General features: G+C 36.6%; 24 protein-coding genes. 6 read left to right on the forward strand and 18 right to left on the reverse strand.

The features are described 5' to 3' along the window. From GJU43_RS11160 to GJU43_RS11205, 10 genes are all read right to left on the reverse strand, one after another. On the reverse strand, positions 1–1920 hold the full coding sequence (locus tag GJU43_RS11160) for a DUF294 nucleotidyltransferase-like domain-containing protein (protein WP_154340838.1): 1920 nt from the start codon (positions 1918–1920) through the stop codon (positions 1–3). Between the two features lie 163 nt (positions 1921–2083). Beyond that, complete coding sequence (locus GJU43_RS11165; RefSeq protein WP_154340839.1) at positions 2084–2455, reverse strand: DNA topoisomerase IV; 372 nt, start codon at positions 2453–2455, stop codon at positions 2084–2086. A gap of 193 nt (positions 2456–2648) precedes the next feature. After that, the gene (locus GJU43_RS11170; RefSeq protein WP_154340840.1) at positions 2649–3224 is read right to left on the reverse strand and encodes a DUF1572 family protein; all 576 of its coding nucleotides are present in this window, start codon (positions 3222–3224) and stop codon (positions 2649–2651) included. A gap of 97 nt (positions 3225–3321) precedes the next feature. Next, positions 3322–3894, reverse strand: a complete 573-nt coding sequence (locus GJU43_RS11175; RefSeq protein WP_154340841.1) for a pentapeptide repeat-containing protein — start codon at positions 3892–3894, stop codon at positions 3322–3324. Then, positions 3882–4196, reverse strand: a complete 315-nt coding sequence (locus GJU43_RS11180) for a type II toxin-antitoxin system RelE/ParE family toxin (RefSeq protein ID WP_154340842.1) — start codon at positions 4194–4196, stop codon at positions 3882–3884. The genes GJU43_RS11175 and GJU43_RS11180 overlap by 13 nt, the downstream gene beginning before the upstream one ends. Beyond that, entirely contained in the window at positions 4181–4411 is a 231-nt protein-coding gene (locus tag GJU43_RS11185) for a hypothetical protein (RefSeq protein ID WP_154340843.1), read from the reverse strand. The genes GJU43_RS11180 and GJU43_RS11185 overlap by 16 nt, the downstream gene beginning before the upstream one ends. A 27-nt stretch (positions 4412–4438) precedes the next feature. Next, the gene (locus tag GJU43_RS11190; RefSeq protein ID WP_154340844.1) at positions 4439–4660 is read right to left on the reverse strand and encodes a DUF6095 family protein; all 222 of its coding nucleotides are present in this window, start codon (positions 4658–4660) and stop codon (positions 4439–4441) included. A gap of 64 nt (positions 4661–4724) precedes the next feature. Next, the gene (murQ, locus tag GJU43_RS11195; RefSeq protein ID WP_154340845.1) at positions 4725–5537 is read right to left on the reverse strand and encodes an N-acetylmuramic acid 6-phosphate etherase; all 813 of its coding nucleotides are present in this window, start codon (positions 5535–5537) and stop codon (positions 4725–4727) included. Between the two features lie 208 nt (positions 5538–5745). After that, on the reverse strand, positions 5746–6414 hold the full coding sequence (locus tag GJU43_RS11200; RefSeq protein WP_154340846.1) for a ZIP family metal transporter: 669 nt from the start codon (positions 6412–6414) through the stop codon (positions 5746–5748). An 85-nt stretch (positions 6415–6499) separates the two neighbouring features. Next, positions 6500–7264, reverse strand: a complete 765-nt coding sequence (locus GJU43_RS11205) for a bifunctional 2-polyprenyl-6-hydroxyphenol methylase/3-demethylubiquinol 3-O-methyltransferase UbiG (protein ID WP_154340847.1) — start codon at positions 7262–7264, stop codon at positions 6500–6502. A 159-nt stretch (positions 7265–7423) separates the two neighbouring features. On the opposite strand from GJU43_RS11205, the gene GJU43_RS11210 reads away from it, so the two are divergent. The 4 genes from GJU43_RS11210 to GJU43_RS23090 all read left to right on the forward strand — a co-directional run bounded on the left by GJU43_RS11210 (position 7424) and on the right by GJU43_RS23090 (position 10447). Continuing rightward, the gene (locus GJU43_RS11210) at positions 7424–8587 is read left to right on the forward strand and encodes a class I SAM-dependent RNA methyltransferase (RefSeq protein WP_154340848.1); all 1164 of its coding nucleotides are present in this window, start codon (positions 7424–7426) and stop codon (positions 8585–8587) included. Positions 8588–8726: 139 nt separating this feature from the next. Next, on the forward strand, positions 8727–8966 hold the full coding sequence (locus GJU43_RS11215) for a hypothetical protein (RefSeq protein ID WP_154340849.1): 240 nt from the start codon (positions 8727–8729) through the stop codon (positions 8964–8966). A gap of 84 nt (positions 8967–9050) precedes the next feature. Beyond that, entirely contained in the window at positions 9051–9614 is a 564-nt protein-coding gene (locus GJU43_RS23085; RefSeq protein ID WP_229655045.1) for a helix-turn-helix domain-containing protein, read from the forward strand. After that, positions 9611–10447 (forward strand): IS3 family transposase, encoded by an 837-nt coding sequence (locus tag GJU43_RS23090; RefSeq protein WP_370455598.1) that lies wholly within the window; start codon positions 9611–9613, stop codon positions 10445–10447. The genes GJU43_RS23085 and GJU43_RS23090 overlap by 4 nt, the downstream gene beginning before the upstream one ends. A 126-nt stretch (positions 10448–10573) precedes the next feature. On the opposite strand, the gene GJU43_RS11225 is transcribed toward GJU43_RS23090, so the two are convergent. From GJU43_RS11225 to rlmD, 3 genes are read right to left on the reverse strand one after another with little or no spacing between them, the layout of a single operon-like run. Beyond that, entirely contained in the window at positions 10574–11383 is an 810-nt protein-coding gene (locus GJU43_RS11225) for a DUF6048 family protein (protein ID WP_154340850.1), read from the reverse strand. Beyond that, the gene (locus tag GJU43_RS11230; RefSeq protein WP_154340851.1) at positions 11355–11882 is read right to left on the reverse strand and encodes a DUF6452 family protein; all 528 of its coding nucleotides are present in this window, start codon (positions 11880–11882) and stop codon (positions 11355–11357) included. The genes GJU43_RS11225 and GJU43_RS11230 overlap by 29 nt, the downstream gene beginning before the upstream one ends. Before the next feature lie 12 nt (positions 11883–11894). Then, complete coding sequence (gene rlmD / locus GJU43_RS11235; RefSeq protein ID WP_154340852.1) at positions 11895–13307, reverse strand: 23S rRNA (uracil(1939)-C(5))-methyltransferase RlmD; 1413 nt, start codon at positions 13305–13307, stop codon at positions 11895–11897. Positions 13308–13638: 331 nt separating this feature from the next. Here rlmD and GJU43_RS11240 point away from each other — a divergent pair, with 331 nt between their 5' ends. Then, on the forward strand, positions 13639–14514 hold the full coding sequence (locus GJU43_RS11240) for a sensor histidine kinase KdpD (RefSeq protein ID WP_229655046.1): 876 nt from the start codon (positions 13639–13641) through the stop codon (positions 14512–14514). On the opposite strand, the gene GJU43_RS11245 is transcribed toward GJU43_RS11240, so the two are convergent. From GJU43_RS11245 to GJU43_RS11260, 4 genes are all read right to left on the reverse strand, one after another. Further along, the gene (locus GJU43_RS11245; RefSeq protein ID WP_154340854.1) at positions 14515–14958 is read right to left on the reverse strand and encodes a hypothetical protein; all 444 of its coding nucleotides are present in this window, start codon (positions 14956–14958) and stop codon (positions 14515–14517) included. Between the two features lie 480 nt (positions 14959–15438). Continuing rightward, entirely contained in the window at positions 15439–16425 is a 987-nt protein-coding gene (locus GJU43_RS11250; protein ID WP_154340855.1) for an aldo/keto reductase, read from the reverse strand. A gap of 160 nt (positions 16426–16585) precedes the next feature. Beyond that, a complete protein-coding gene (gene cysM, locus GJU43_RS11255) occupies positions 16586–17473 on the reverse strand; it encodes a cysteine synthase CysM (RefSeq protein WP_154340856.1) in 888 nt (295 codons plus the stop codon). A gap of 1 nt (position 17474) precedes the next feature. After that, entirely contained in the window at positions 17475–18266 is a 792-nt protein-coding gene (locus GJU43_RS11260) for a serine O-acetyltransferase (protein WP_370455591.1), read from the reverse strand. Between the two features lie 191 nt (positions 18267–18457). On the opposite strand from GJU43_RS11260, the gene GJU43_RS11265 reads away from it, so the two are divergent. Then, positions 18458–19159 (forward strand): DUF1003 domain-containing protein, encoded by a 702-nt coding sequence (locus tag GJU43_RS11265; RefSeq protein WP_154340857.1) that lies wholly within the window; start codon positions 18458–18460, stop codon positions 19157–19159. Positions 19160–19289: 130 nt separating this feature from the next. Here GJU43_RS11265 and GJU43_RS11270 read toward each other — a convergent pair whose 3' ends face one another. Further along, the gene (locus GJU43_RS11270) at positions 19290–19568 is read right to left on the reverse strand and encodes a DUF2752 domain-containing protein (protein WP_370455592.1); all 279 of its coding nucleotides are present in this window, start codon (positions 19566–19568) and stop codon (positions 19290–19292) included. Positions 19569–19654: the final 86 nt, after the last annotated feature.

Below are 19654 nucleotides of genomic sequence, written 5' to 3' on the forward strand. Positions count from 1 at the left end.
TTATACGATATTTGAAATATTAAAACGGACGCTAATCAATTCCTGAAGTTCCTTTATGGTTTTAAAAGTTCTTTTGAGTTTTATTTTCTCCATTTTCGATAAGGACTCCAAAGCGATAAACTGCCCGGAATCATTGTGCAGAAGACCTTGTTTGGTTCTGAATTTTAATAAAGCCTTAAACGAATACGAACAGGACAGATACAACTCTCTGTTATTCGGTTCGAGGTCGGCCAGTTTTTCAAAACGTTCCGCTGTATTGCTTATGGATTTCACGGAATGGGACAAAATCAAAACCCGCGCTGCATCCGTCAGCGGCATTAAGGCTCTTCTTTTAATATCAAAATTGTCTTTGTTGGCGCCATCCTGTTCGACCAAAAACTGCCTGAAAAAGCCGGTTGGGGAAGGATTTTGCAAAGCCCCGCTCACGAGATGCACATAAAAAACAGGATTTGCTTTGATGTTTTCAAAAATAGCATCCGAAAGTTCATTGGCTATTTCAGCATCACCATAGGTTACACTGTAGTCAAAAAAGATAAAAGACAACAAAACCTCATTTTTTCCCGGATTTGTAATCCAGTGATGTACCTGATTTTTCCACTCGTCCAGGCTCATGCACCATTTTGGACTCGAAGCCATCATATCGGCGGGACAATAATCGTAACCAATTTCAAAAAGGCCTTTGTTTACCAGAGCTGCAAATTTCAGGAAATAGACTTTAGTTTCTTCCCTGAAAACTTCAGAAACATTTTCGTAAACAATAGCATTGTCCTGATCGGTATGCAGCATTTGTTCGCTTCGTCCCTGACTTCCCAAAGCCAGCCAGGCAAATTTTACAGGCGGCGGACTGCTCATTTTTTCGATTGACATTTCGATAACACGGGTGGTACAGGCTTCATTTAATCCGGTGATGATTTTTGAAATCAGTGTCATTGGAATATTCTGATCTAAATAGCCCTGAAGCAATTGCATGATACGGGCGCGGATAGGTTTAATGTCTTTGGGTTTTTTAGCTCTTTTCAGCGCTTTTATCAAAACAGCCGGATTATTGCCGAGTGCTACCATGACATCATGTTTCGACAGAATTCCGACCGCTTTTGTATTGTTGGTGCCGTCTTTGGTCAGGCACAAATAACTGATATTGCTTTTCATCATGGCCATCTGCGCCTCGGTAACCGTCATTTTTTTAGGATAGGTGACAACAGGTTTGGTCATGATGGTTTCTGCGGTGGTCAGGATCGAATAGTCGCCCGTTACAATTTTATTTCGAAGATCTTTATCGGTAATAATTCCGATCGGAAGCATTTCATCAACAATCAATATGGCTCCGACTTTTTTCTTATTCATGATTTTCGCAACATCCCTTGCTGTTGTTGACGGGCTGCAGGTCACAATTTTCTTCGAATATTTTATAGGCTGTAAGTCAAAAGAATGACTTTCGGAATGCATCGATTCGGAAACCAGATCGTCTCCGTAAAGTTTATCTTTATGAATGTCTGAATACGGATTGCGGGTATTGGAGGCGTAACTTTCAATCAGGAAATTCCCCACCGTTCTGTTTTCGAGTGCATACGGTTTAAAAACCGCTATCGGAATTGCATATAGTATGCTTTCTTCATGGGCAACGGCTTCCATAATATAGTTTTCCTGTGCCAAAAGCGGACGCAGTCCAAAAATATCACCCTCGTCACACATGTCCAAAACGACATTTTTTTGATTTTTCTTTAAAGCCACGGCACCTTTATGCACAACATAAAAAGAATCATGTGTTTTTTCGTTTTCGGCAAAAATTACGGCATCCTTCTCCTTGTAAACAATAGAAATTTGTTCCGATAGTTTTTCAAGATCTGCCTGATGCAAAAAACTAAACGGCGGATAATTTTTCAGGAAGTCGGCAACTCTATGCGAAATGGTATTTTTCATGCTTCAGATTTAGGTTGTAATGTAGTACTAAAAATAGAAATGTAAAAGAAACACCTTTAAACTTTTTCTAAGATTTAAAACCAAAGTTTATTTTTCAGAAAAGTATAAAAAAAAGCTCCTAAAAGGAACTTTTGATGTGTTTTAGGTAACGTTTGAAACTGTTTTAGTCAATTTTAATAACAGTTCCGCGCTGTTTCTCTTCAGAACCTACCATGCCAAATTCGAAAGTATAAGAATCTTTAGAAGTGGTCAGGATCTTCATACTGATTGCTTTTTCTTCGGCCATGTTTTTCGGGTGTTTTTTCTGCAGGATATATTCGCAGTCACTTACCCAGCGTATGACAGAAGTATCGGTTTTTCCCTCAAAAGTTTCAATTTCAATATTGTCTTTACGCTCAAAAACGGTTGTTTTCTTTACACCGTTTACTTCAAACTCAAATTTGAATTTCCCGGTTTTAAAGTCCTTGCAGTTGTGTTCCGCATCGTAGCAGGATACTAAAGCCAGTAATGGTAACAAGAATATAATTTTTTTCATAATTTAATTTAATTGTTTTTTTGGGAGCTTATTCCTGCTTTCCATTTCAATCTTTTTATTTTTTAAAGAAAAAAATAAAAAGGATTTCCATTGCAATCAGGGCTAGGGCTTTCGTTTTTATTTCACCTGAGTTAAGGCGATGGAATTTTTCGTTTCATTAGGTCTTCGACTTCGCTCAGACGGACAAAACTAATTATTTAAACTTTTTTAATTCGTCGTCGGTAAAGTTCTTAATTTCTTTTTCCTTAGCGAATTTTTCGGTATTGTAATTTTCGGATTTATTCTTCGGGATGGATAAGCTTTCCCAATTGTCTTTTTTTAATTGTTTGGCATAAAAAACGATCTGTCCGACGTGATACGGATAATGTGCCAGCTGACGATTGATCGCTTCTATAACCGTATGGCCTTCGTTTCTAATATAGATTATTTCAGAAAGCTGTTCTGTTTTTAAACTGTTCAGCGTATTCAGGAAACAATCCCAGCCTTTATTCCAAAATGCAAAAACTTCTTCTTTGGATTGTAAGTCATTTTCAAATTCTGCATCACGGTTACGCCATTCTTTTTCACCATCGGTCGTTAAGAAATCGGTCCAGCGGGATAACATATTCCCCGAAACGTGTTTCACAATGGTTGCGATACTGTTAGTATCTTCATTTACGGCTGTAAAAAGCTGCTCCGGTTCCAGTTGTTCCATTGCTTTTTCGCCTAATGTTTTATAGTATAAGAATTGCTTCTTAACGCTTTCTAAATACGAGTCGATTGCTTCCATGATTATTTTTTTTGCCACGAATTTCACAAATTTTCACGAATTAAAAGTATTAATTATTTCTTGCTGAAATGAAAATCGAAAATACGTGTTGTCTTTTTTATACAATTTTAATATCATATTTATCTAAAAGTCCTTCAATTCCCTGAGTCGAGAATTGCGCCTTTCGCATCGGATTAAATTCGGGGTCAATTTTATAATTATAAGCTGTCCTGAAATCCACAGCAGCTAACTGGGTTTCATTAAAAATGGATCCTTCAAGGTTGCAATGATCAAAAAGCGAACTGGTCAGATTGGTTCCGATAAAAGTAACTTCCCTTACCGAACAATTGATAAACTTGGTTTTGGGCATCTTTTTGTTCGAAAAAATGGCATAGTCTAAAGCGCTTTCCTCAAAATACACCTGAAATAAAAAATCATCACATTCACTAAATGCAATTCCCAGGAGCTTGCAGTTTTTGAAAGTCACATTTTTTAAACTCGTTCCTGCCAAACTGGTCATGGACAGGTTGCAGTCGATAAATTCGCAATCTAAAAAAGTATTGTAGGCAAAGTTGCTGTTGGAAAAATCACAGTTTTTAAAGACACAATCTTCAAACTCCCGGTTGTTTATTTTTTTGTCAATATAAATGACTTTGTCGAATGTTTTCTGAATGTGTATTAAACTTTCCATGAATGTTTTTTGGCTTTTCTGGCGTTGTGACGTACTCGAAGAATATAAATAATCTCCTCAGTTATTTGGTAAGAAACAGCATAATCGTAAACAGAATAGACTCTGAAACTACCGTCGTTGCTTGTTTTTTGTTTGTCGGGTTTATAAATTTCCGGCTGCGTTTTTAGTATTTCGGTGCTTTCAAAAATAGTATTAACGACTTTATCAGCGATAGTAATTGATTTGCTTTCAAAGAAAATGTAAAAATGAATGTCTTCTAATTGGTTTAAAGCATCGCTGGACCAAATTATTTTCTTCCCCATTTTTTTGCAATTTCTCTGGCTTCCTCTTCAGTATAGACATTCCCTTTTTTAATGTTTTCCAAAGCATTTTCAATGTCTAAATTATACGTTGCATCAGAATCAACAGTAGAGTTGTTGATGGATTGTAAAAGATGTTTCATTTTTTCTACAAAAGAGGGATCTTTTACTTTATCAATTTCCTGATGAATCCAGTTTAATTCTGCTTGAATATCCATAATTGTGAATTTTAGTAAAGATACAAATTAGTCATTAAACAACCCTCTCATCATGGTTTTCAATCCGTAAAAAATTAAAAACATAGCACTCAGACAAGCCACAATTCCGATTCCTAAAACCAGATAGTGCCAGTTGGTATGCTGATTCATAAACGCATTATAAATCAGGGAGGGACCAATAAACAAAAGAGGTAACGACCCCGTTAAATATCTGACGCCTTTTCCCAGTAATTCTTTATTTGTTGCCATTTTTTTGTTGTTTCAGGTTTCAAGTTTCAGGTTTGCGAACTTTGCTCTTCGTTAAAACAGTTCGTTATAAATTATAATTGTCAACGGCTTTTCGAACACTACCGTGTTTTTTCAGCAGATCAGAGGCTTCTTCATAGGAAACCGGAATTTCTCCCATAATCATCTTCACACCGCGATCGACCAATTTGACATTGCTTAACTGCATATCGACCATTTTGTTGCCTTTTACTTTTCCAAGCTGAATCATGGCTGCAGTCGAAATCATATTTAAAACTAATTTCTGGGCTGTTCCGGCTTTCATTCTGGAGCTTCCGGTAACAAATTCCGGTCCAACGACAACATCAATAGGAAACTGCGCTGTTAAAGACAAGGGGCTTCCCGCATTACAGCTAATCGATCCCGTAACAATATTATGCTGATTACAGCTTTCCAGTCCTCCAATAACATAAGGAGTAGTTCCGGAAGCTGCGATACCTATAACAATGTCGTTTTTGTCAATATTATGGGCCTGTAAATCAATCCAGGCTTGTGTGGCATTGTCTTCGGCATTTTCTACTGCACGACGAATGGCTGTGTCGCCACCTGCAATGATTCCGTTTACGAGATCAAACGGAACTCCGAAAGTCGGAGGACACTCAGAGGCATCCACAACACCCAGACGTCCCGAGGTTCCGGCACCGATATAAAATAATCGTCCGCCTAGTTTTAACTGGTTTACCACCTGTGCTACAAGGGCTTCAATTTGTGGTAAAGCTTTTTCTACGGCATGCGGAACGGTTTTGTCTTCGTTATTGATATTGGTAAGCAGTTCGTGAACGGACATTTTTTCTAAATGTTCGTATTTGGATGCCTGTTCTGTGGTTTTAGTAAAAGTCATTGTGTTTTTCGGGTTGTGAGTTGCAAGGTCTCAAAGTTACAAAGTTTTAAGGCTTATACCAATGAAATATGCAGGAACGAAGGAGTTTTTTGCGTGAGGGATAGAAGCTGTCCGCCACGGCGGAGCGGATAGCCCGACCGCATTTACTAAAGGCGCATTCTAAGCGGTTTGTTACATGGCGCCTTTAGTAAATGGGGGCACGCCCTCATTATAAGAAAAAGGCGAGAACGATTCCGATTACAATCATGGATACTTTGGCAACATTAAACTTATGTCCTTCACTGCTTTCAAAAATAATGGTAGAGGAAATATGAAATAAGATTCCGATTACGATGGCGGTAATCTCGGTGTAATAGTCGTTTAAAACAGGCAGATAATCCGATGCGATTGTGCCCAGCGGAGTCATAACAGCAAAGGTAAGCATGAAAACAAAAATGGCTTTCTTGTCTAAACTTGCGTTGATGAAAAATGTCGTTAAGATAATCGCAATCGGCAAGTGGTGTATCGCAATTCCGAGGGCTAAATCGTGATGATGACTCACAGGAAAACCTTCGAGGAAGGCGTGAATACACAAACTGATAAAAAGCAGCCACGGAATCTGGGACATTTGTGCATGGCCATGTACATGACCGTGTTCAGCTCCTTTGGAGAAAAATTCAAGAATGATCTGGAATAAAATCCCGATCATTATAAAGAGTCCGATAAGGTGATTGTGAGATTCGTAAACTTCCGGCAACAAATGCATTACCGTCAGGGATAATAAAAAGGAACCACTAAAAGCTAATAAAAGTTTTAGATTGGTTTTGCTCTTTGGTTTTAAAAACAAAGCTACAAGATAACCTAAAAGTACAGAAAATAAAGGTAATAAATAGTTCATTTGTATTTTGTTTAATCGGTGATTCGTTTCATCGTTCGATTGTTTTTTTGTCTAAGCGAATAAACGGTTAAACAACAAAACAATTTTATTTAAAAATCATGATTAATCGTTCGCTTTCGGTTTTATGGAATTTTTTGAGTTTGTAATCCCCAAAAATATCCAGCAGGAAAATACCGGCTTCGGCCATTAGGTCTTCAAAATCTTTTAGTGTCAGGGCTTTTACTTTTTCGGTGAAATGAAACTGCCTTCCCTGATCTTCAAAATCTATTTCTTTAATAATATGGCCGTCTTCCACATATCTTTTGATTTTAAAATCGATACCATCAACGGTTTTTACTTCCTCCGGCACCAGCGTTTCAATCACCTGATTTACGTTCATAAAGTCAATTACGGCAAAACCATATTCGGACAAGCTGTCTTTGATGGCTTTCAGGGTGGTAAGATTGTCTTCGTCGCTTTCGAAATAACCAAAACTGGTAAACAAATTGAATATCGCATCAAATTTTTCTTCGAACGGTTCACGCATATCGTGTACCTTAAAATGAAGTGTTTCGTTACTGTTTTTACTCGCTTCAGCAATGCTGTTCTCCGATAAATCGGCGCCCAGGACATTAAACCCCAATTGATTTAAATAAATCGAATGGCGTCCTTTTCCGCAGGCAAGATCCAGTACTTTTGCTTTTTCGGGCAAGTTCAGATAATGGGTCAGGTTATCCATAAAAATCTGGGCTTCCCTGTAGTTTCTGTCCTTATAAAGAATGTGATAATAGGGAGTGTCAAACCATGAAGTAAACCAATTTTCGGTGTTACGTTCCTGATTCGGTGTTGAGGAGTTCGATGCGTCAGACATTTATTCTATTTCAATTAATTCAAAGTCCCGCAAATTTAGTGTATTTTTGCCGAAAAATAACTATTTCGCAACGATACCTCATGAATCGTTGTGTTTAAGGGAACGTTTTTATTGCAGATTCGGTTTTGATCGGAAATCTGTTTTAATTCAAATAAGAAAATGGAAGAAAATTTTAGAATGATAGCCAAATGTTTTTTTGGTTTTGAAGAAATATTAGAGAATGAATTGCGCGCGCTGGGTGCTCAGGATGTAGAAAAAGGAGTGCGAATGGTAAGCTTTAAAGGCGATAAAGGGTTTATGTACAAAGCCAATTTATCGTTGCGTACGGCGCTTAAAGTTTTAAAACCGATTTATTCTTTCAGAGCCAACAACGAGCAGGCGCTTTACAAAGGAATTTCAGGCGTAAACTGGTCTAAATTGCTAAACGCCAATCAGACTTTCGTAATTGATGCTACCGTGCATTCGACTTATTTTAACCATTCCGAGTTTGTTTCCCAGAAATGTAAAGATGCAATTGTAGATCAGTTCAGGGAAAGAACAGGACAGCGTCCGAGTATTGATAAAGCGTTTCCGGATTTAAGGATTAACATTCATATTGATAAAGACCAGGTTTCGGTTGCTTTGGATACTTCCGGAAATTCACTGCATCAGCGTGGTTATAGGACAGCGACCAATATTGCCCCGATTAACGAAGTTCTGGCCGCAGGAATTTTATTGTTATCAGGCTGGGAAGGGCAGAGCCATTTTCTGGATCCAATGTGCGGATCAGGTACTTTTCTCGCAGAAGCAGCTATGATTGCCTGCAATATCCCGGCAAATATTAACCGTAAGGAATTTGCATTTGAGAAATGGAAAGACTGGGACAATGATTTGTTTGATCAGATTGTAAACAGCCTGATGAAAAAGACAAAGGAATTTCATTATACCATAAAAGGTTTTGATAAAGCACCAAGTGCCGTAAACAAAGCCAAAGATAATATAAAGAATGCCAATCTGGAGGATTATGTTACGGTTTCTGAAAACAACTTTTTTGAAAGCGAAAAAGCGGTAGAAGGAAAGCTGCACATGGTTTTCAATCCGCCTTATGATGAACGTCTGGACATTCACATGGAAGAGTTTTACAAAAATATTGGAGATACTTTAAAGAAAAGCTATCCGGGAACGAATGCCTGGTTTATCACGGCAAATCTTGAAGCCTTGAAATTCGTAGGTTTGAAACCTTCCAGAAAAATCAAACTTTTCAACGCAAGTTTAGAAGCCCGTCTGGTTAAATATGAGATGTACGAGGGAAGTAAGAGAACGAAGTTTCAGGTTTCTGAGTAAAGATTCTAAGTAGCTAAGATTCTAAGTTGCTTAGAAATTGGCTAAAAATAAATTATAATTTTAGGTTCAGGAAGCTAAGTTTCAAAAGGGAAAACCTCAGTAACTTAGAACCTCAGAACCTTAGCAACTTAAAAAAAAAATGACAAAACTACAAGTAAGAGGTTTTTTATATCAGTTAGGATGTTTCGCTATTTTATTTATAGCAGGAAGATATTTGGTAGCTACCTACACAGGATTAACGGGACTTTGGATTCCGATGACGGCTTTTATTGCTGCCACTTTGATTTCGCCTAAGTTTCAGGCCGTGAAAACCAAAGACGGTGAAAAACTATTTATGAAATGGATTTTTATAAAAGGGATCAGGGAAATAGGTTCTTAAGAGGTGCTAAGGTGCTGAGAGGCTAAGGCTCTAAGGTTAAAAAAACTTTTAAACAATTATAAAAATAAAAGCCACAAATTCAAAATGAACATGCCCCAAAAAGTTAGACACTATTTGGGGCATTTTTTTATGGAAAGAAAAGCAAAGTATGACTATGCATTTAAGTTAGAATGTGTAGAATTGGTTTTAAAGAAACATTATTCAGATGGATATGTTTCAAAATTAAAACAGACTGCAAGATGGAATATTCGTAAGTGGGTCAGTTTTTATAAGGCATATGGTAAAATTGGTTTATTGCCACGAATCAATCAAAACTATTCAGCCGAATTTAAACTAAAAGTACTTAATAGCATACAAAAAGAATCTCTTTCCTTGATGCAGTCTGGCATAAGATTTAATATTCCCAATATGTCCATAATTTTAAAATGGAAAAAAGATTTTGCTAACTTTGGGCTAGCAGCATTACAACCAAAACAAAGAGGCAGACCCATATCGATGAGTGATAATAAAGGCAAAAAACGCAAATCAGACAAACTCCTTACAAGAGAGCAAGAACTGCTTAAAGAAAACGAAAGACTTCGCTGTGAGAATGAATTGCTAAAAAAGCTTCAAGCCTTAATTCAAGCCAGGAAAAATCCAAAGCCATAAACGAATTAAGGCATAAATTTGGTTTGGAATTACTTCTGGACCTAGCAAATATGGCGCGCAGCAGTTTTTATTATCATCAAAAACAAAGTAAATCACCTGATAAATATAAAGAAACTAAAGAACTGATTAAAGCCATTTATCAAAAGCATAAAGGACGCTATGGCTATAGAAGGATAACCGATGAACTGCAAAACAGTGGGGTGCTTATCAATCATAAAACAGTTCTCAGATTAATGAATCTATTAGGGCTGAAAAGTGTTATTAGAGTAAAAAAATATAAATCTTACAAAGGTGAAAATGGTAAAATAGCTCCAAATATACTGGAACGAAATTTTAGGGCACAAGCTCCAAATCAAAAATGGGCAACCGATATAACAGAGTTTAACGTAGGGGGAAAAAAATTATATTTATCACCAATAATTGACTTGTTTAATCAAGAAATAATCAGCTATGAAGTTACGGAGAGACCAGTGTTCAATCAAGTGGTTATGATGCTGAGAAAAGCCTTTAGAAAAATACCAAACAATACAAATTTGATACTTCATTCTGACCAAGGCTGGCAATACCAAATGAAACATTACCAACATTTATTGGAACAAAAAGGAATCAAACAAAGTATGTCAAGAAAAGGAAACTGTTTGGATAATGCAATTATTGAAAACTTCTTTGGAATATTAAAATCTGAAATGTTTTATACTCAAAAATTCAAATCAATAGAACAATTAAAAAAAGAAATTAATAGATATATAATCTATTACAATAACGAAAGAATTAAATCAAATTTAAACAAAATGAGCCCGATAAAATATCGAGCTCATTATTATCAAACTTAATTATAAATTTGTCTAAACTTTTGGGTGCAGTCTAAAAAATGAATTTGTGGCTTTTATTTTGTTTTTTACCCAATAAGAAACCTCAGAACCTTAGCACCTTAGAGCCTCAGCAGCTTTAAAAAAAAACTACTTCTTTGGAGATACATTTTTTAGTTCAGGAACAATCACTTTTTTCTTGTAAAGCGGAATAAAGTAGGAAACAGTATAATTAAAGCCTACTCCGAAATTTCCGTCATAAGTTCTGTTGAAACCGGGAATATAAAGGTTTTCGAAATTTCCGGGTTCTTTATTGCTTACTAAAAGCTTTAACTGAACTCCGAAACCTACGAAGACGTTATTGAAAACCTTTGCCTTCAGGCCCATGACAACTTCAAGCCAGGCTGCTGTAAGACCATTGTATTTTTCTCCTGAAACAACAGGAGTCTGCTGTCCCCAGTACGGATTTGCATTATAAATTTTATAGGTATTCAATTGCTGGCTAAAAGTACTAAAACCGCCTCGTAAACCTATAGTAATAAGGTTTTCCATGTCCAGCCAGTTCTGGTAGGTATTGTAATCAAAACCTCCTTTTATGTAGGTTCCTGTTGCTGTTGAGTTTAATCGGTCATCATCTGTGGTTTTATCTTCGAAACCAAGTTCTGCAGCCAGATAGTACTTTTTCGTTAAACGAAAATCTCCCACAAATTCTACTCCTTTATAATCTTTGTCATAAAAACCGCGTGTCAGTTTGTACAAATCAACACCAACGCGAAGTCCGTACCGGTTTGTTTTGGGAAGTATCGTATCTGTGATGGCTTCCTGAGCCATTGGTTTTTGAATTTCTGCTTTTTGTTTTTCCGGAACAGTTTCTTTTGTTTTTGTCGTTTCCTGAGCGTGAACCAAAAACATTGAAAACAATAGAGGAATACTAAAAAAATACTTTAACATGTGTTTCATTTTCGTATTCAATGTTAGGGTTTATGATAAAAATATCCTGCATCCATACTCCGTCTCCGGTAGGATCTGTTCTTTGAAAAGCACTTAGGTTAAAGATGGTTTTAAAGCCACAGGCTCTGGAAACATAAGAATTTTGACGGGAATAAACGAAATTTATTTCATCAGAATTCACCAACGATGCATTAGAACTGCCATAATTGTTGATAAATGTATACGTTGTGGTATCGGCATCCGTTCTAAGAGGAATAGCAATCGAATCGCCGCTGGTTAAATATTTCGTATCATCTGTAGCGGTCTTATTAAAAACAATACTCTGTGCCTGATCCTTTCCGGTTACCCTAAGATTATTCACCCTTTTTCGTAAGGTTGAATTGTTTATATCGTAAAAAGTGATTACTAATCGTGGCGTTGTTGGGGTATCCGGATCACAAATATCATCTTTCTCACAACTGGACAGGCCAAATGCAAAAATTAATAAAAAAGAGATTATTTTTTTCATGTCAAATTTTTGTTATCGAAGTTCTAAAAGTACAACATTTTCAACATGATGCGTTTGCGGAAACATATCTACCGGACGAACGCGTGTTACTTTGTATTTTTCATCCATCAACGCAAGATCACGTGCCTGTGTAGCCGAATTACAACTTACGTAAACTACTTTTTGAGGAGCAATTTTTAAAATCTGATCAATAACCGCCGCATGCATACCATCTCTGGGCGGATCTGTAATAATTACGTCAGGTTTGCCGTGCTGAGCGATGAAGCTTTCATTAAATACAACTTTCATGTCTCCAACAAAAAACTCACAATTGGTAATATTATTGCGTTCCGCATTGGCTTTAGCATCTAAAATTGCTTCAGGAACACTTTCTACACCAATTACTTTTTTTGCTTTTTTAGAAACGAACTGTGCAATGGTTCCTGTTCCTGTATACAGGTCATAAACGGTCTCATTACCGGAAAGGCCTGCGAAATCACGTGTTATTTTATAAAGTTCATAAGCCTGATCAGAATTAGTTTGGTAAAAAGACTTTGCATTAATGCTGAATTTCAAACCTTCCATTTCTTCCAGGATGTAATCCCTTCCTTTATATAGTTTTATATTCTGATCGTAAATGGTATCGTTTTGTTTTGAATTTACGACATATTGTAACGAGGTAATCTGAGGAAATTTTTCGTACAGATGATCTAAAAGAAGCTCACGATTCTTTTTGTCATTTTCGAAAAACTGAATCAAAACCATTATTTCGCCTGTGGAAGCCGTACGAATCATAAAAGTTCGAAGTAAACCGGACTGTTCTCTCGGGTTAAAAAAGGCTAAGTTATGTTCATTTGCAAAATCCCTGATTTCGTTTCTGATTGCATTGGAAGGATCTTCCTGCAAATGACATTTGGTGATGTCCAGAATTTTATCCCACATTTTTGGAATATGAAAACCCAGGGCATTTCTGTTTCCTAAATCTTCTGTACTGTCAATTTCCTTTTCAGTTAACCATCGGCTGTTTGAAAATGAAAATTCCATTTTATTTCTGTAGAAAAACTGTTTGTCTGAACCCAAAATAGTTTCGAATTCAGGAAGTTCAACTTTTCCAATACGCTGCAAGTGGTTTTTTACTTCGTTTTGTTTGTAATACAGCTGCTGGCTGTATTTCATGTTTTGCCATTTACATCCTCCACAAACTCCAAAATGCTCGCAAATAGGTTCAATTCGGTGTTCTGAAAATTCATGAAATTTTACGGCTTTGCCTTCATAATAGGCTTTTCTCTTTTTAAAAGTTTGTACATCAACCACATCACCAGGTACTACATTCGGAATAAAGATAACTTTTCCGTCAGGAGCCTTTGCTACTGATACTCCTTTTGCTCCGGCATCAAGAACCTGAATTTGATGAAAGACAACTTTGTCTGTAATTTTTCTTCCCATAGCGCAAAAATAAGGGTTTGTAAACTTTTATAAATTTAATTTCTAAAATATTTTACCATTTTTTTTAATTTGCTAGTTTAATTGAGTTTAAAAAGTAACTTTGTTTTAGCAAAATCCCAAATGCTACATTTTTAACCTATCGTTTTGTTATTTTTTTATGAAGTTGTATCACAATCTTTCACAAATTGGCTTTTTAAAAAAAAGTTATGCCTTCAAATTTTTGTTTGTTGCTTTCATAGGTATACATATCCCGCTCATTGGAATTTTATTTTTTGTACTTTATTTTGATAGTGATATTTCGCCATCCTCGATTTTAGTTTTTTCCTTGATAATGACACTTTTAGCTACTTTAATTACTTTGGTGGTTTTAAAGCAGTTAATAGAGCCAATTGCAATTGCTTCAAAATCGTTAGACGATTACAGGAATAACAGAAGATTGTCCGTTTTACCCACCGAATACACAGATGAGGCAGGTTTGTTGATGTGCAATATCCAGGAGTCTATTTATGAAGCGGAAAGTTATATCAATGAAAAACAGGATCTGATTTATATGCTTTCACACGATTTAAAGAACTTTGCAGGAAATCCTCAGGGACTGGCCAATTTAATTATCAGTGAAAATCCATCAGACTCGGTCAAAAACCTGGCATCCTTAATTTGTGAATCAACGAATTTGCAATTCCGCTACATCGAAAATTTTATAAAATTACTGAATGAGCAGGATCAGATTGCTAAAATCAATCAGGAAGTAAGAACTATTGTATTTCCTAATATTTTGCCGTTTATCAACGAGCAGGTAGAACAACGCCTTCTGGATAAAAATATAAAACTGTCTCTGAGTTTAGAATTAAATGAAGCCAAACTAAGAATCGATGAAGGTTTATTGGTTCAGGTTTTGGTAAACCTGATTAGTAATGCGATCAAATTTTCTTATTTTGACAGTGAAATCAAGGTTCGAATTTATTTCGAAAAGGAAAAATTGATCATTACCGTTGCCGACAAAGGAATTGGTTTTAACAAAGACCAGATCGACGAATTATTTAAAAAATTCACTACCATGAGCCGATTAGGAACGGCAAAAGAAGCTTCAACCGGAATAGGCCTGTATTTGTGCAAGAAAATTATAGAAAGAAACAGAGGCGAATTAAGTGCTGCCAGCGAAGGAAAAAACAAAGGGGCAGAATTTAAGATCGTTTTTGAACTTTAATCAGGATCGTTTCTTGATAATTTCATAATTGATAATAGTAAAAAAATAAAAGCAGGAATCAGCTGTAATTTTCCCCAGTATAATTCCGAAAAAATAATTTCCGCACAAAATCGGCATCCAGTACATACAAAACGGACGAACGACCAAAAAATCTAAAAAGGCCGGATACCCGAATTCCAAAACCAAATTTTTGACTAGCGAAAGAACCTCTTTAAAGGTGGTTGCCTTGTTTTCAGTTTTATGCTGTAACGCCATCTTTCTGTAAGAAGAAATCAGGATAACCCCATAAAAAGCCAGATATTCTGCAAAAGTAATCAGATAAGCTGTTGTTAATCCGCTATAAATTTTACTGAAAAGTGAAGTCAGAAGTGCCGCTGTCGTACTCGCCAGTTCAGCATATTTATACCGGTTAAACCATTCTTTGAAATTTGATTTTGTAAGCATTTTTTTTGGAAGGGACTAAGGTTTTTTTTAAGGTTCAGAGGTACTAAGGTACAAAGTGGCAACGGTTTTTAGTAGGGAAAGTTTATAAAAGACTTTGTCTCTGCAGCTTTGTTCCTTTCTTTAGGTTCAGAGGAACAAAGCTACAAAGCTGCAAAGGTTTTTTTTTTAAGGTTCAGAGGTACTAAGGAACAAAGTGTCAAAGGTTTTTTTTAAGGCTCGGAGTTACAAAGCATAGAAAGACTTTGTCGCTCTGCACCTTTGTTCCTTTGAACCTTTTTATAAGTTCCAGAGATGCAAAGTAGCAAAGTGTCAAAGGTTTTTTTAAGGCTAAGAGTTACAAAGCTTAGAAAAACTCTGTCACTCCGCACCTTTGTCCCTTTGAACCTTTTTATAAGATCCAAAGACGCAAAGTTACAAAGTGTCAAAGATTAGAAAACCTTTGTCCCTCTGTAACTTTGTCCCTTTGAACCTTTTTAAAACCTACCAAAGATGGTGTACCGAGGATTTTATGTATTTTTCGTAAATAGCATTCATCGCTGCAATTTTATCCGGAGTCAATTGAGGTAAATCGTAGACGGATAAATTAGACAGCACATGACTGGTTTTTGATGCACCCGGAATAATACAGCTTATGTCTTCAAAACTTAAAATCCACTGTAAAGCGTAGGGAGCCAGATTGGAAGCTTCCGGAAATAAGGATTTTAATTCCTGTACCGCTTTAAGTCCTAATTCGTAATCAATTCCTGAAAAGGTCTCGCCTTTATCGAAAGCATCTCCGTTACGATTAAAGTTTCGGTGGTCCTGAGGATCAAAAGTAGTTTTTGCATCAAATAAACCGGTTAAAAGTCCGCTTGCTAAAGGAACTCTGGCAATTATTCCAATGTCTTTCTTTCTGGCTTCCGAGAAAAACAATTGCGAAGGACGCTGACGAAACAAATTGAATATAATCTGAACCGTGCTTACATTCGAAAATTCGATTGCTTTTAGGCCTTCTTCGACTTTTTCAACGCTCACACCTAAATTCAAAATCTTGCCCTGCTCTTTTAAACGGTCAAACATTTCGAAAATTTCGGGTCTGTAGAAAACCTCAGTAGGAGGGCAGTGCAGCTGAATCAGGTCAATTGTTTCCAGCCCCATTCTTTTCAGGCTGTCTTCTACAAATTTCTGAAGGACTTTAGGCTGGTATCCTTCATTGACATGCGGATTAATATGGCGTCCACATTTCGTAGCCACATAAATACGCTCGGAACGCGAACGAACCACTCTTCCGACGGCAGTTTCGCTTAGTCCATTTTCATAAACATCGGCGGTATCAATAAAATTAACGCCATGATCAATAGCAGTATGAAGAAGTTCGTCAGCAGTTTTGTTATCAAAAGGAGAGCCCCATTTCCCTCCCACCTGCCAGGTGCCAAGGGAGATTTCCGAGATATTAAAATTGGTTTTGCCTAGTTTACGGTAGTTCATTTTTTTTTTTTTTTTTTTGAGGTTCTAAGTTGCTAAGGTTCTGAGATGCTAAGTTTTTTTTTTTGAGGGTATAGGTTATTAAGATTCTGAGTTGCTAACATTTGTAATTATTGAAAAAAAACTTAGAACCTTAGCCACTCAGAACCTTAGTACCTTATTCTTAATCAAACAAATCAGAAGAAAGATAACGATCGCCGCGATCGCATACAATCGCTACAACTACTCCGGATTCGAGTTGTTCTGCAATTTTTAAGGCAACGGCAACGGAACCTCCGCTGCTCATTCCGGCAAAAACACCTTCTTCAAGGGCTAGACGTTTGGTCATTTCGCGGGCTTCTTCTTCACTGATGTCTATAATAGTATCCACTTTTGAAGCATCGAAGATTTTAGGTAAATATTCTACCGGCCATTTTCTGATTCCGGGAATCTGGGAGCCGTCGCTTGGCTGTGCACCTACGATCTGAATGTTTGGATTTTTTTCTTTTAAATAGGTCGAAGTGCCGATAATCGTTCCGGTTGTTCCCATGGCTGAAACAAAGTGCGTTACGGTTCCTTCGGTATCGTTCCAGATTTCAGGTCCTGTCGTTTTATAATGTGCTTTCCAGTTGTCCTCATTGGCAAACTGATTTAACATCAGGTAACCTCCTTCAGCGACTTTTTTGTCGGCATAGTCACGCGAGCCGATAATTCCTTCGCTGGCAGGCGTTAAAATAACGGTAGCGCCATAAGCACGCATGGTCTGGGTTCGTTCTTTTGTAGAATCTTCGGGTAAAACCAATTCTATTTCTATCTGAAACAACTGGGCAATCATGGCAAGCGCAATTCCGGTATTACCACTGGTAGCTTCTATGAGTTTATCTCCTTTTTTGATATCGCCTCTTTCGAGGGCCGATGCAATCATATTGTAAGCTGCTCTGTCTTTTACACTTCCTCCGGGATTATTTCCCTCCAGTTTCAGTAAAAGTTTTACGTTTTTGTTTTTTACCAAATGGACTGTTTCCACCAGGGGAGTATTTCCAATTAGGTTTAGCAGTTTCTGTGGGCCCATATTATTTTTTCTCTTTTATTTTAACTTCTGTAGTAGTGGTATTGAGTACAATAGAATCGTCCGGAATCGATTTGGTAATCCAGGCATTTCCGCCAACAATACTATTTTTGCCAATCACGGTCTCTCCACCCAAAATGGTAGCATTCGCATAAATACAGACATTTTTCTCGACTGTAGGATGTCGTTTTGCATTTTTCATATCCTTACTCACGCTCAAAGCCCCTAAGGTAACTCCCTGATAAATTTTCACATGTTTTTCGATTACAGCCGTTTCACCAATTACAATTCCGGTCGCGTGATCAATAAAAAACGGAGACGCTATTCTGGCACCTGCGTGAATGTCAGTTCCTGTAATTCGGTGGGCATATTCGCTCATCAATCTCGAAAAAAGCAATAAATCCAGCAGGTATAATTCGTGGCTTAGTCTGTAAATAGCAATAGCATAAAAACCCGGATAGCCTAAATAAACTTCATCAATACTGTTGGAGGCCGGATCATTTTCCAGAATATATTCGGCATCCTGATTTAGTTTTTCCAAAACAGAAGGCAGTTTTTCAAGGAACCGGTCCCAAATAGATTCGCATAAATTTTCGGGCTTTTTGCACGCCAGAACGGCAATTTCCTTAAATCGTATTTCGAGTTCATCAATGCTTTCATCTAAAGCGGCATTCGAATCAAAAAGGGTATAAAAAAGCTTTTCGGTAAAATCTTCAGTTTTAGTTTTGATTCCGTAGTTGATGTTTGAATGGCTTTTTAAAGCTTTTATATTTTGTATGATAAGATCTTTTGACACAATTGTAGAATTGAATGAATGTTTTGAAGCGTTAAAAGTAAGGTGTTTTTTGTAAATAAAGATACGATTTACTTAAAGAAATTTTGTTTTGTGAATTGTATTTGTGATAAATAAAAGAATTGTTAACAGAAATAATTTATATGATTCATAAGAAGTTAAATGCTTAAATTAGCGGGTAAAATACATTTAAAATGAAAAATAATCCGACTTTTAAAAGCGCTATTTCTAACCTGTCTTTTCCTGCAAAAGAAAAAGTTTCAGGAAAATCGATCCAGAATCCTATTTTAGGACTTATTATCGAAGAGCATCCTTCTTTTTGTGATAGTGATTATATTGGGATTAAAGAATTAAACGCCTATCGTCAGAAATACATTTCAAACTATTTATCTACAGAAATCGGGGCACTTTCAGATCTCGAAAAAGGGGTTATTGAGTCTTTGAAGGAAGATAAATCTATCGTTAGTACGCTGGAAGACGAAGGAGAGACCAGAAGTTTTGGGCAAAAGATAGCCGATCAGGTGGCTGACTTTGGCGGAAGCTGGACTTTTATAATTTCATTTTTGCTTTTTATAGTAATCTGGATTAGTGCGAATGTCCTGATTTTGGTTAATAAAGGTTTTGATCCGTATCCGTTTATTTTACTGAATTTAATACTGTCCTGCATTGCAGCCTTGCAGGCCCCGGTCATTATGATGAGTCAGAACCGCCAGGAAGAAAAAGACCGTACGCGTGCTAAGAAAGATTATATGATTAACTTAAAATCCGAATTGGAAATCAGGATGATTCACGATAAAATAGATCATTTGATTATGCACCAGCAACAGGAATTAATCGAAATTCAGAAAGTACAGATCGAAATGATGAACGATATCCTGAACCAGATTAAAAAATAATTTAGACGAACAGCTAATCCGTGTCAGAGAAAAAATCTGCACTATCTGCAAAATCTGCGTGAAAAAAAGTCAAAGATTTAAAAAAAAATCCAGCACAATCCGTGGCAAAAAAAACAGAATTGGTCGAAAATTAAAAGTGTTTGTACCAATAGCCACCAACCATAAAAAGGGCATTAACAACTCCCGAAATCCAAAGTAATTTGGTGTAATTTTTAGATTTACCGGAAAAGTATAAACCCACAAAACCCAGAAAAATTAGCGTAGAATAAAGTGCCGGATACATTTGAAAAGCAGCTGAAAACTCCCCTTGAAAAAGTAAGAATAAAGCACGCTGGAAACCACATCCGAGACACTCGATTCCAAACAAAGTTTTGAATAAACAGGGCAGCATAAATTTCTCTAAATTCACGGGTTATAATTTTTACAATTTTACGAAAAAAAGGAACAACATTTCTGGAAGTTAAGAAGTACTATTTTAAAGTTTCTTACTTTTGA

The organism is Flavobacterium sp. LC2016-23 (genome assembly GCF_009674775.1).
Taxonomy (GTDB): Bacteria; Bacteroidota; Bacteroidia; order Flavobacteriales; family Flavobacteriaceae; genus Flavobacterium.